The sequence below is a fragment of the Rhizorhapis sp. SPR117 genome, from assembly GCF_021742065.1.
This window is the reverse complement of sequence record NZ_JAKKIE010000046.1, coordinates 18525-30566: the sequence shown is the minus strand read 5'-3', so window position 1 is coordinate 30566 and position 12042 is coordinate 18525. Positions and strand designations below refer to the sequence as shown.

Genomic DNA, 12042 nt, shown 5'->3' with positions numbered 1-12042 from the left:
CCTGTGCCTCAAGAAGATCGCGCTCCTCGGCGCTCAATACCACCGCATCTGCCTGCCGACCTAGCATTGTTCATCTCATCAAAGAGGCGTGAATCAATGAGGTGGATTACAGTTCCGGGTGACTAGGGGCTCAGACCACAGTCCTTGAAGCGGCAGAACATGCGCTCCACGACGTTTCGCTGACGGTAGATTCTCGGTCGTGCTTGATTTGGATTTTGCGACTGAACTTTGAAGGGAGGTCCGGCGTCGTGCCGCGCTCGATCAGCGATGCCCGCAGGGCGTTGCTGTCGTAGCCTTAGTCAGCGACCAGATAGTCAGATGGCGGCACGGTGTTGATCGGCTGGAAAGCGACCTTGGCGTCATGCGTGTTGTCCGGCGTCAGCAGGAGGATGTGCGAACTGCCTTTCGCGTCCCAGACGGCATGGCGTTTGGTGTTCCGGCCGCCTTTGGTGATGACGATACCATGAGGCAAGCCCCCTTTTTGACCTCCGCGGGTGCGGTGGCCCTTGATGCTACTGGTGTCGATGAATATCTTTTCCGGCACACCGTCCACCCCGGCAAGCTCAGCGAAAATCCGCTCCCACACACCGCGTTCGGCCCAGCGCAGGAACTGGTTGCAGCGCGTCTTCTTCGAACCGTAGACATGTTCCGGACAGTCGCTCCAGCGACCGCCACTCTTCAAAGCATGTCCGATCCCCGGTAGTACGCGGCGGTCATCAACCCTCGGCATCCCGCGCGTATCGGTCGGCAAGAGCGGCTCGATCCGCGCCCATCTTTTATCCGAAAATCAGAAAAAATCAGCCTTCCAATGTGCCTCCTCGCTGGAGACAACTGGATCACAATCCAACTCCGATGTGGATCCCGTTAATGGGTCCGAACCTTAATAACATGAGATATTCAGGTATCGTTCTCGCACAGTATACGGGCTACAGTTTAAAGAAAAATTAACTCACTGTAACAATCACCCTCCCATTCTGTTCGCGTACCGGAAATGTTCGGATCGGCTTTTTCGTAAGTGTTCCAGAAGGCTTGCCATCACGAAGATCAAATCGGGCGCCATGGACCGGACAAAAAATATAGCATTTCTTGATGGCACCACCCTCGAGCGCCTGCTCCTGATGCGAACATCGGTTCTCAACGGCGTAGAATTCGTCCTTCGTCCTACATACCAGAATCGTGAGGCCCCCTTCAGCAGACAGGACCTTACTTGTGCGGTCGCCGTAGTCATCCGTCGCGCCAGCATCTAGTTCTTCCATAATCGATCAAACCCCATCAGAATTCTAAGGCGACTTCAACTAACGACGAACCACACTATTCCGGCGTCGGAAAACACCTGTGGGAATGGACGTTGCTCACGAATCTCTGAAGCACCAGTCGGCTTGCACACCCAGATGCTTCCATCCGCTTACTACCGTGCTGTTTAGCCATATTCAGGTAATCCGCGCGATCAGTGCACCCACTTCGTATTCGGCGTCGATTTCGCCGATGATCTCGACCTGCCCATCGGCGGGTGCGTCAACCTCGGTCGTCGATTTGTCGGTTTCGACCGAATATAGCGGCGCGCCCTTGGTCACCTGCGCGCCGTTTTCGACGTGCCATTCGGAAAGGGTGGCGGTTTCCGTGCTCATGCCAAGCTTGGGTATGCGAACTTCTACGCTCATTATTGTGCTTTCTTTTGAGTGGTTTCACGCGCTGCATGGACAATGTCTGCGACGCTGTAGAGGAAAGCCGTTTCCAGCGGTTTTGCGAAGGGAACGGGCGATGGATAGGATGCCACGCGCTGGACCGGTCCGGCCAGTTCGCCGAACAGTTCTTCATGAATACGAGAGGAGATTTCCGCACCAGCCCCGAACGGACGAACCGCTTCGTGCACGATTACCGCGCGCTTCGTCTTGGCAACCGAGGACAGGACAGCTTCTTCGTCCCAGGGCGATACGGTGCGCAGGTCGATGACTTCCGCCTGGATGCCTTCATCGGCAAGCTGGTCCGCCGCCTTCAGGCAATCGCCGACGCCCCGGCCATAGGTTATGAGAGTGACGTCCCCGCCCTCGCGCGAAATCGCCGCCTTACCCAGCGGAACGCGGTAGCCCGGCTCGGCAGCCGGACCGGTCATTCCGTAATGGGTGATATTCTCGATAAGAATGGTCGGGTCTTCGTCGTCGATTGCCGATCGCATCAGGCCGTACGCATCCGCGGGATTGGATGCGGTGGCGATCTTGATCCCCGGAACATGAGCGAACCAGGCTTCCAGCATATCGGAATGCTGTCCCCCGAAACCTACACCCGCACCGGTGGTTGTTCGCACGACCAGCGGGACATTCGTCTGTCCACCGGACATGAACCGCAGCTTTGCAGCATGATTGACCAGCTGGTCCATCGCCACGGTGATGAAGTTCATCAACATGATTTCAGCCACAGGGCGCATGCCGGTGATGGCTGCCCCGACAGCCGCGCCGATGATTGCCTGTTCTGAGATGGGCGTGGAGCGCACGCGCTTCGTGCCATACTTGTCCGACAGCCCCTTGCTGACCTTGAACACGCCACCCCCCTGTTCGTCGGCAACATCTTCGCCCAGCATGATGACATTCTCGTCATCCGCCATTGCGTCATCGAGAGCCGCGTTCAGCGCCTGCGCAAAACTTGTCTTCTCCGCGCTCATGCCGCCTGCTCCGTTTCGTAGATATCGAACCTGATCTCGTCCGGGTCGGGCGGTTCGCTTTCGAGCGCGAAGGCGACGGCCTCGTCGATCTCCGCATCGACTTCCCGCTCGATCTGCGTCAGATCCGCCTCGGACACCTGACGCTCGCTGATCCACTGGCGCAGCTTCGCCATGCTGGCACGTTCTTCCGCAGCCTTCAGCTCTTCCTTGGGAACGTAGCTGTAATCCGCCCCGAAGATGTGCCCCAGCAATCGGAAAGTACGCGCCTCGAGCAGGGTCGGGCCGTCACCGGCGCGTGCGCGGTTGACAGCTTCGCTCATCGCTTCATAAACGCTGGCCGGATCGAGCCCGTCGCAGGACACACCGGGCATGCCATACCCCGCCGCGCGTTCCGCGATGCTGGATACCGATGTCCCGGCCGCAAGCGTCGTATGTTCGGCATATTGGTTGTTCTGGCACAGGAAGATCACCGGCAATTTCCACACCGATGCCATGTTGAGCGCTTCGTGGAACGCACCGATATTGCTGGCACCGTCACCGAAGCTGGCTACCGCCACGCGGTTCTCACCACGAATTTGGGATGACATCGCCAGTCCGTTGGCAATCGGAATACCCGACCCCACGATCCCGGTGGTGACCATAACGCCCGTTTCGGGATGGGTGATGTGCATCGGCCCGCCCTTGCCCTTGCACGTGCCCGTGCGCTTGCCCGCGAACTCAGCCCATAACAGGCGCGAGGGAATGCCCTTGGCCAACGCATCGTGAAGCCCGCGATAGGTCGTGACCAGATAATCCTCTGTCTCCAGCGCCGCCATCGCAGCAGCCGCGATCACCTCGTGCCCACGAACGGGGTAATAGGCCACCGCCAGTTCGCCATTGGTCAGCATCGCACGAAACCGCTCGTCCGTCCGGTTAATAAGATAGGCCTTGCGGTAAATGGTCCGCGCCGTCTCACTGGAAAGTGAATTGATCGTTGTCATGTGTTCGCCCTTTCGCACATCGGATTTCCTTTCCAGATGCGAATGCTAGTGAAGAATTTCATTCGCCAGGATATTTTTCATTATCTCGGTCGACCCACCATAAATGGTGGCCGCCCGGTTATTGAGATATTTCGACACCCCCACCTGCGAAAGATAATCGATTTGAGAACGCACCGGGTAAGTTCTCGTGTGAGAATTGGAATCAAACAAAGCCCGCCCTTCCAGGGGCACAAGATCAACGCAAATTTCATCGATTTTCTGCATCAATGTGCTTGCGGCAAGCTTGATCAAGGAAGCCGACGGGCCCGGCTCCTGTCCAGCCTGCACCTTATGAAGCAATTCAAGCTCGAGCATTTCGAACGCTTCGACCTGCAAGCGGGCGGCCTCCAATCGTTGTTTGAGCGATAGTAACCGATCGGGAGAAACAGCACCGTCGCTTTGAAGTTCACCAAAAGCCTGCTCTGCAATGCCGGTGTTACGCAGTAACCCGGGGGCGAAACACGATCCCGCCCTTTCATTCACAAGCAGGAACTTGGTTATGGCCCAGCCCCCGCCCTCTTCACCGATCAGATACCCGGCATCGGCAACAGCATCATCGAAGAATACCTGGTTAACCTCGTGATCGCCCGACATGGAAAGAATTGGCGATACACGCACGCCTGGCTGGTCCATCGGAACCAAGAGGAACGACAGTCCAGCCTGCTTCCTGCCCGCCTTGTCGGTGCGAACCAGACAGAATATCCAGTTGGCAAACTGCGCATGAGTGGTCCAGATCTTCGAGCCATTTATCACATATTGGCCGTCCCGTAAAACGGCGGAAGTGGTTGCAGAGGCGAGGTCCGAACCGCTTCCCGGCTCCGAGAAACCCTGACACCAGTAATCTTCGCCGGAACGAATTCCTGGAAGGAAACGCTCTTTTTGTTCTTTAGTCCCGAACGCACATAGAACCGGACCAAGGAGCCTCAAACCCATTCCCGCTATATCGGGAGCGCCGGCCAGTGCGCATTCACTTTCGAAGATATACCGCTTGATAGGCGACCAGCCCGTTCCGCCATTTTCAGGCGGCCAGCAATAGGTAAGCCAGCCCTTCTCATCCAGAATTCGCTGCCAGCGAAGGCCGATGTCCGGTTCGGCAAACACTCCCGTCGAATAGGCGGCCGCGTGACGCAGGTCATCATCAAGGTTTCGATCGAGAAAATCTCGGACTTCGTTGCGAAATTCCTCTACGTCCGGGGTCAAATTTTGCAGCATGGTATAATCAAACTCCTATGGCCAAACCGCACTGGAACGGCGCAAATGTCCTCATCTAACGTTGAAGAATGGCCACGCCCGACACGCCCGGTGCGCCGTAAACATGGCTGTAGCCTACCTTCGGCTGGCCAGGCACCTGTCGCGCGCCTGCTCGACCGCGCAATTGCTGCACATTTTCATATACCTGCCGCAGGCCGGACGCCCCGATCGGCTCCCCACAGGCCAGACATCCCCCATCGGTGTTGACGGGCAGCTTGCCCCCGATCTCGGTGTGCCCGTTCCGAAGCCATTCTTCCTGCTCCCCGTCGCGGCAAAAACCATTCTCGGCCATATGCATGATCTCGGCACCGGAATCGGTATCCTGAAGCTGGGCGAGATCGACATCTTCGGGACCAATCCCGGCCGCCTCGAAGGCCGCCCGGGAAGCGAGTTCGGTTGGCTTCCCGCCGGGTTCGACACTCACGCTGGGCTGAAACACTTCGAACGAATTTTCCGGCCTCGTGCGCACCGCGATGGAGGCGATCCGCACACCGTCGGCACCCAACTCTCGCATCTTGCGCTCACTAGCCAAAATTAGGGCCGCCCCACCTTCTGCCGGTGAGCAGAACATGTATTTGGTCAGTGGGTCATTCACCATCTGGGATTGCAGGATCGTTTCCATATCCACCGGCGACCGACGCCAAGCGTGTTCCGTCCGCTCCCCATTACGAAAGGCCTTCGCGGCCACCCTCGCTAAAGTTTCGGAAGTTATGTCGTTCAGCTGCATATAGCGCTGGATCTTCAACGCGAAAAACTGTGTTGTAAGCATGAAACCGGCCTGACCATACCAGTCGGGCAGCCCGTATTTCGCTGGAGACGCATTAAAAGCGCCGCGTTCATGCTTGTCGAACCCAACGGCGAGGGCAAGGTCGGTCATTCCGGACGCGACACTGGACTGTGCCGCCGCGAGGGACGACCCCCCTGTAGCGCACCCATTATAGACATTCGTAAAGGGAACGCCCGTCAGACCGAGGTCGTTGACCATAACGTCGGCGCCACCCGATGAGTCGGACCCGCCGAATGCCGCGCCCAACGCGCTCCACTCAACTCCGGCGTCGGCAAGCGCCTCGCGGACAGCATATACGCCCTGATCGCGTCCGCTTCGTCCATCAGTCCGGCCGAAGGGATGGATCCCGGCCCCTATGATATACACGTCTTTCACTGAACTTCCTCCGGTGTGAAAGCAAAAATCGATCGCTCTTGGTCGAACGGCTCGACAACAAGTCTCATCGGTAAATCCACGCTCAGTTGATCGAGACTTGCTCCGACGATGCGGGTCTCCACAATCAACTCGCCTGGAAGTTCGACATAGCCCACAATGTAAGGCTCGAATGGTTCCGGCCCTTCGTAGGGCGACTTCGGCCGAAAATCCTGAGTGGTCCACGACCACAAGGTCCCGCGGGGAGATAGCTCAACCATTTCCAGACCGGCTTCGGAAGCCCCCTCGGGAACAGGGAACGAGATCGAACCATCCTTCCGGCGCGCTCCGAGTAACCGGGGGCCTTCCGCAGTATCAAGCCACAAATTGGGGGCAATAGGCCTGAGGTTCATCGCTCGGTACTCCCGCTCCGTTTTCCCATTTCGGGGGAGAATTCTTCATACAGTCTGTCCAGAACCAATATTCGCTTCAGGCCGTGCCCGATAATCAACTCGTCGGTGATCCCGATTGCCCCGTGAAGCTGCACGGCCTCCTGTGCGATGCGTCTCGCAACAGTTGAAACGTAGGACTTGACCTGCCACGCCTTTTCAATGGTAGTCATAAACGCGTCGTTTTCGTTGATGGACATGCGTATCAGCAGGCCCCGAATGAGTTCGAGTTCGACATGACAGTCGACCAACCGATGGCGAATTGCCTGGAACTGCGCGATTGGCTGGCCAAATTGTTCACGTTGCCTGCAATATGCGACACTCTCGTCATAAAGGCGGCGAGTGATCCCCAGAAGATTGGCGGTTATGCTGAAATACAGGAGTGATATTACCCGATCGAGACGATCACCATCGACGCCGAGCAACGATCCTTCGTCAATCCGAACGGATTGAAAATCTGCCTTCACCGCGAGCTTCCCATCGGCCAATCGATAAGGTCGAACCGTGACTCCCTGATCGTCCGATAAAATGATGCAAAATGTCGGATCACCATCGAAACGGGCGGGAATAATAAAGCGGCTAGCGGCGCCCCCGCCGGCAATAAGCACGCCATCCCCATCGAGCTGGTAGGTATCGTCACCGCCCTTTCCGGCGATACGAGACAATACAGGCACCCCTGCGCCCTTTTCGCCATACAGAGAGCCCAGCGCGAACATATGTTTGCCCGAAGCCAGATCATCCATGAGACCACGTTTTTCAGCTGCCGCGACAATCAGAAGCGGAGCGATTCCATTTTCAAGCCACGGCTCCGGCGAAATTCCATAACCGAGCGCCTCGGAAACCACCATCAGGTCACGAGGGGACACTGCCATTTCCCCCAAGTCGGGTGAAACTAGACCAGTCCAGCACGTCAGCAAACCTAGATCGACGAGCTCTCCCCAGCGCTGAATATCGATCCCGTCCGACGATTTGAGCGCTGCCGCATCGGCGGGTTCGACGAATTTTTCGATAGTAGATTTGAACATCTGCTGCTGTTCATTCATTTCAAGCATCATCGGAGTAAACTCGCATGAGATTCAGTCGGTGGTCGCTTAATAAGAGACCAGGCAAGGAAATAGCCGACATAAGTCTCTTATATTTCGAGAAAATTGAAAAGATATCAAGGCCTACCTTCAACGAATTTCTTTCGGATATTCTACCAGCCACGATCAACTATTGCTCCTTGGCACGTCTTTTTCGAGCCATTTTGAGAGTGTATCGTGGAAATGGCGAATTTTCGTTTCCTGATAACTCGAATAGGTGACCATACCGTCAGGTGCATTGTGCAGCCCCTGCTGGATGGCGCGCATGTTCAGAAAATCCTGATTGAATATTTTGGCAAGATAGGTCCCGAGTTGAGGAGCCTGCGTATAATCGTCGTCCAGGTCCAGGAACTGGCACTCGGCCGGCTCCGGTCGCGGTGCACCCTCGGGAAGGGCGACCATATACATTATCTCATGAAAACATTGTTCAGGATTATCACCGTCGGGCCTGAACCGATAGAAAATAGGATTGAAGTCTGCCCAAGGAGAGATATTCGGAAAGACGCTGTAAAAAATCGGATCGACGAGATCCGTATCGGCTATCTCATCTACTTTCGAACCAAACTGCGGGCGCAGTTCTTCGCGTCTTTGGTCTGCCTCCCTCTGCCGGAATGCCGAAGCGGTGGGGTCTGTAAACGCCATCGGCGTTTCTTCTTCGCCCGCAACTATTTTTCCACCCACCCAATTACATAGATGAGCCTCGGCGCCGTTATAATCGCCCTCAAGATGCCGGCCGTGCATATCGAACACGCCCGTCGAACCGCTTGAGCTGGTAACCTCCACCCGGTTTTCTTCGATGCGACGATAGACATCACCTGTCAGCGAATGCTTGTGACTGGTGAATAGCTTTCCGTCCGGAAACGCAGAACTGGTGGGCGTATCCTGTCCGGTATAGGGGCTGGGTTGACCGATAAAGGAAATCGCCCGGGAAACATTTCCGAAAACGTCGTATTTGGAATTTGTATCCGAAAAGGTTGGAAGTAGCTCGGGATGCGTCGCCGCCACGTGATAGCTTTCCATGAAAGCTTCCTGTGCGACCTTCCAGTTACAGGGCAGGCGCTTCACGACATGCGCAGCTTTAAAGCGCTGCTCGAATGGCACACCGAAATGGCGGTCGATATCCCCTAGGAAATCGGCAAGTGGCTCCGCCTCCAAGTCCGGATTGATGAAAACAAATCCGCCCCAATGGCCAACTTTCGCTTCATTGAGCGAATAATCACCCTTGTCGATATCGGGGAAATCCCATTCGCATGGCATGTACAGAACTTTCCCTTCCAAGTTCCAGGTCCAGCCATGAAAGGGGCAACGCAACGCACGCAGTCCCTTGCGATCGCCATCGCATAAGAGACGGCCACGATGCCGACAGGAATTTCGGTACGCCCGCACTTTGTTCGAACGGTCCCGTACGATCAGAAACTGCTGACCGGCGATATCGTACACATGAACATCGCCAGGGTTGGGGATGTCATCCTCATGACAGGCCAATTGCCAGACCCGGCTCCATAGCCGGTCGACTTCAAGCTGATGTTGCTCGCGCGAAAAAAATATCTCGGCCGGAACCTTCAAGTTCCCGGGACGATAAGGCATCTCCTCCAGGTAGATCTCCGGCGGTGCGACCTTGTCCCCCGAAGTTACCTCTCGGTAGGTTGGCCCACGCTTAATTTCAGGCACTCTCGGATTGTCAGCCATCAAAATCGTCCTTTCCGCTGGGGGCCCTTTAACCACAGACATGCGGCCATTTTAAACTGACTATAATGATAAGAGTCGAACATGCGGCGGTGCGTTTGCGGACATACGGGACGAGCCTAAATGCCCGCCCCTGCGGCCGCTCCTTCCATCACCGATGCATGCAGATCCCGAGGTGCAAAGGCATCCCCTACATTTTTTATTTCGATGCTCTTGGCCATTCCGAGATCCAATTTTGGGCTCGGCTCGCGATAACGGACCAGAACCGCCGCATCAGTCCGTATTTGGAAATCCCGCCGTCCACCAAGATTGGCGATCGTGATTTGCTCAGCCGTGATCGCCAGCGGATAAGCATGGAGTTCGAGGGTAAAATTCCCTGTTGCATTGAGGCGTTGCAGAGCCGGTTCGTCCAGTAGCATCTGCTGCAGTCGTGGAGCGAATGTCTTATGCCGCGTCACAAAAGTGACGGTAGCGCCTTCCTGTAAAAGGAACTCGGCAACGGACACCGCCTCATGGTCCCCCGTTTCATCGTAAACCAGCACGGACTGCCCTGCAAAGCCCGCACGGTCCTGAAATACCTCAAGACTGTCGAGAACACGTGCCCCCTCCTCGATCTCAAGCTTGTTGCCCGGAACGGCAACTAGGCTTAAATCTTCCCGATCCCGCCCCCCTGTGGCCATGATGACTACGTCGGGATCGATCGTGCTGATGTCATCGACTTCGACATAGGTATTGAGCCGCACATCGACCTCCAGTTCATATAGTCGATCTTCCTGCCATGCGATGAAGTCGCCGAAGGACTGGCGCGTAGGGGCAAGCTTGGCATAGAACAGGCGACCGCCGAGGTAAGGCGCAGCCTCGCACAGGATCACGTTATGCCCGCGCAGCGCCGCCGTCGCCGCTGCCTCGCACCCTGCGGGACCGCCTCCAACGACTAGCACTTTCTTCCTCTCGGCAGCTTTACCAACCAACTCTTCTTCCGTGCCGCCAGTCTCGCGTCCGACCCAGGGGTTGACCGCGCACTTCAGCCAGAGCGGCCTGTCTTCCAGAACGGACCGGGCGCAGACATTGGCGCCCACGCAGGGCCTGACCTTCATCGGCGTTCCTGCAAGGGTTTTCTGCACTATGCGTGGATCGGCGATATGGGCGCGTGTCATTCCGACCAGATCGACCGCTTCATCCTTGAGGACCTGCTCCGCCTCCTCGAGCGTGCGAATACGCCCTGTAGCGATAGTTGGAATTCGCGTTGCATCCAGCACGGGACGAATAGTCGGCAGCATATAGCCAGCGGGCTCGTGCATCGCGCCGATCACTTTTGGGAAGTTGTAAAAGCCGCCCATAGAAACGTCGAAGAAATCGACCCCGCACCTGGCTTGGAGATACTCCACCAGCTTCGCAGTTTCGACCGCGTCGATTCCGCCGGGCGTCATCTCGGGACCGATCCGTATCCCGATCGGGAAGCCGGATGAAACGGCGCCGCGAACGGCCGCGACAATCTCGACGAGGAAACGCACGCGGTTCTCGAAACTGCCCCCGTATTCATCCTCCCTGTGGTTCGTGAGAGGCGAAAGGAACTGTTGGATAAGAAACCCATGAGCAGCGTGGATCTGCGCCCCGTGCAAGCCGCCTTCCTCGCACCGCGCCGCCGAAGCCGCGAAGCACTCGGTTATCTCGGCAATTTGTGCCCGGCTCATTTCAATAGGTACCTGGTCGGCGAATAGACCAACCACTGGCGATGGCGCCCAAGGTGGACCACCATCGAGAGGCTGAACCTGCGAACCACCGTGCCAAAGCTGTTGCATTACCCGCATTCCGGTAGGCTCTATGCGTTCGATGAGACGTTTGTAGCCATCTACGATCTTCGGATCGTAGCCCATCAACCGCCCATTGGTGCTTGGATGAACTGCAACGATCTCGAGGAACGAAAGACCTGCACCCCCGTGCGCGCGGTCGAGATGATAATTGATGAGCAGATCGCTAATCAGCCCGTCTGGTGCGAAGCCCGTGCCATGGGCCGTACGGACGATCCGGTTCGGCAGTTCAATCGAGTTGATTGACAAGGGTTCGAAAATGCGTTTCAAACTCATAATTACCTCTGTTCACGCAAAATAATTGAAGATGGAAAAAAAGCGATGACTTGGCAGTCATCGCTGCTGCGGATTGCGACCATTCACAAAACCTCCAGGCTTCGAACTGAGGACTGCCCACGGCTCGAAGCTGATCGACATGTTTACCCCCTTGTTTTCCAGCGGGTCTTCATTCGACTACCTCGTCCATTGCATATCAATCACTGGAAATAAGATTCATACCGCGCTTCAATCGAATTAGCCCTGTCTCGACCGATCGCAAGCGCAGCCGCGCGTCCTTGGGCAATGGCTCCTGGCAAAAATCCGTTAACTTGGGCGTCACCCACCAGAAAAAGTGAAATGTCCTCGTCCTGCAAAGCGTGCCACAGTTCCCTGTTCGGCACGGGATTGAGATTAGCGACAACAAGGCCAACGATGATTTCCCTGTCTGGGCCCCCATCAATGCTGCCAATTGTCGCACTGTCAGGCGTGACGCGGCGCACCTCATGGCGCGGGTAAAAATTGAATTCCCGCTGAGCGAACCGTCGCAATGCCGGTTCGGACACCAGCGCCCCTTGGAGCATATGGGAAAAGGAATCGAAGCGTGTAATCCAGTCGACCGCAAAGCCCTTTTCAAACAGCACGTCTGCCGCAGCGATCGCATCGTAATGACCAGTGTCGTCGATTATCAG

11 protein-coding genes and 1 pseudogene are annotated in these 12042 nt (G+C 56.4%); all 12 read right to left on the bottom strand.

From position 1 onward, the window contains the following. Positions 1-295: 295 nt before the first annotated feature. Positions 296-772, bottom strand: a pseudogene (locus L3X40_RS16070) (IS5 family transposase); the annotation flags it as partial. Between the two features lie 172 nt (positions 773-944). Next, the gene (locus tag L3X40_RS22540) at positions 945-1256 is read right to left on the bottom strand and encodes a Rieske (2Fe-2S) protein (RefSeq protein ID WP_445177202.1); all 312 of its coding nucleotides are present in this window, start codon (positions 1254-1256) and stop codon (positions 945-947) included. Positions 1257-1430: 174 nt separating this feature from the next. After that, positions 1431-1661, bottom strand: a complete 231-nt coding sequence (locus tag L3X40_RS16065; protein ID WP_237366490.1) for a biotin/lipoyl-containing protein — start codon at positions 1659-1661, stop codon at positions 1431-1433. Beyond that, positions 1661-2659 carry an alpha-ketoacid dehydrogenase subunit beta gene (locus L3X40_RS16060; protein WP_237366489.1) on the bottom strand — a complete coding sequence of 333 codons (999 nt, stop codon included), beginning with the start codon at positions 2657-2659 and terminating at the stop codon, positions 1661-1663. The genes L3X40_RS16065 and L3X40_RS16060 overlap by 1 nt, the downstream gene beginning before the upstream one ends. Next, a complete protein-coding gene (locus tag L3X40_RS16055; RefSeq protein ID WP_237366488.1) occupies positions 2656-3639 on the bottom strand; it encodes a thiamine pyrophosphate-dependent dehydrogenase E1 component subunit alpha in 984 nt (327 codons plus the stop codon). The genes L3X40_RS16060 and L3X40_RS16055 overlap by 4 nt, the downstream gene beginning before the upstream one ends. A gap of 45 nt (positions 3640-3684) precedes the next feature. Next, positions 3685-4890 carry an acyl-CoA dehydrogenase family protein gene (locus L3X40_RS16050; RefSeq protein WP_237366487.1) on the bottom strand — a complete coding sequence of 402 codons (1206 nt, stop codon included), beginning with the start codon at positions 4888-4890 and terminating at the stop codon, positions 3685-3687. A gap of 55 nt (positions 4891-4945) precedes the next feature. Continuing rightward, positions 4946-6091, bottom strand: coding sequence for a thiolase family protein (locus L3X40_RS16045; protein WP_237366486.1), 1146 nt, complete (start codon positions 6089-6091; stop codon positions 4946-4948). Continuing rightward, positions 6088-6480 (bottom strand): Zn-ribbon domain-containing OB-fold protein, encoded by a 393-nt coding sequence (locus L3X40_RS16040; RefSeq protein ID WP_237366485.1) that lies wholly within the window; start codon positions 6478-6480, stop codon positions 6088-6090. The genes L3X40_RS16045 and L3X40_RS16040 overlap by 4 nt, the downstream gene beginning before the upstream one ends. Further along, positions 6477-7559, bottom strand: a complete 1083-nt coding sequence (locus L3X40_RS16035) for an acyl-CoA dehydrogenase family protein (protein WP_237366484.1) — start codon at positions 7557-7559, stop codon at positions 6477-6479. Before L3X40_RS16035 ends, L3X40_RS16040 begins: the two co-directional genes overlap by 4 nt. Positions 7560-7724: 165 nt before the next feature. Continuing rightward, positions 7725-9287, bottom strand: a complete 1563-nt coding sequence (locus L3X40_RS16030; RefSeq protein WP_237366483.1) for an aromatic ring-hydroxylating oxygenase subunit alpha — start codon at positions 9285-9287, stop codon at positions 7725-7727. A 116-nt stretch (positions 9288-9403) separates the two neighbouring features. Further along, positions 9404-11371: an oxidoreductase gene (locus L3X40_RS16025; protein ID WP_237366482.1), complete on the bottom strand. Its 1968-nt coding sequence runs from the start codon at positions 11369-11371 to the stop codon at positions 9404-9406. A gap of 200 nt (positions 11372-11571) precedes the next feature. Next, positions 11572-11994 (bottom strand): hypothetical protein, encoded by a 423-nt coding sequence (locus L3X40_RS16020; protein WP_237366481.1) that lies wholly within the window; start codon positions 11992-11994, stop codon positions 11572-11574. Positions 11995-12042 lie beyond the last annotated feature (48 nt).

What these genes read in the sequence shown, in the direction of transcription:
- L3X40_RS22540 (WP_445177202.1), bottom strand. Translation starts at nt 1,256, where the DNA reads ATGGAAGAACTAGATGCTGGCGCGACGGATGACTACGGCGACCGCACA.
- L3X40_RS16065 (WP_237366490.1), bottom strand. Translation starts at nt 1,661, where the DNA reads ATGAGCGTAGAAGTTCGCATACCCAAGCTTGGCATGAGCACGGAAACC.
- L3X40_RS16060 (WP_237366489.1), bottom strand. Translation starts at nt 2,659, where the DNA reads ATGAGCGCGGAGAAGACAAGTTTTGCGCAGGCGCTGAACGCGGCTCTC.
- L3X40_RS16055 (WP_237366488.1), bottom strand. Translation starts at nt 3,639, where the DNA reads ATGACAACGATCAATTCACTTTCCAGTGAGACGGCGCGGACCATTTAC.
- L3X40_RS16050 (WP_237366487.1), bottom strand. Translation starts at nt 4,890, where the DNA reads ATGCTGCAAAATTTGACCCCGGACGTAGAGGAATTTCGCAACGAAGTC.
- L3X40_RS16040 (WP_237366485.1), bottom strand. Translation starts at nt 6,480, where the DNA reads ATGAACCTCAGGCCTATTGCCCCCAATTTGTGGCTTGATACTGCGGAA.
- L3X40_RS16035 (WP_237366484.1), bottom strand. Translation starts at nt 7,559, where the DNA reads ATGAATGAACAGCAGCAGATGTTCAAATCTACTATCGAAAAATTCGTC.
- L3X40_RS16030 (WP_237366483.1), bottom strand. Translation starts at nt 9,287, where the DNA reads ATGGCTGACAATCCGAGAGTGCCTGAAATTAAGCGTGGGCCAACCTAC.
- L3X40_RS16025 (WP_237366482.1), bottom strand. Translation starts at nt 11,371, where the DNA reads ATGAGTTTGAAACGCATTTTCGAACCCTTGTCAATCAACTCGATTGAA.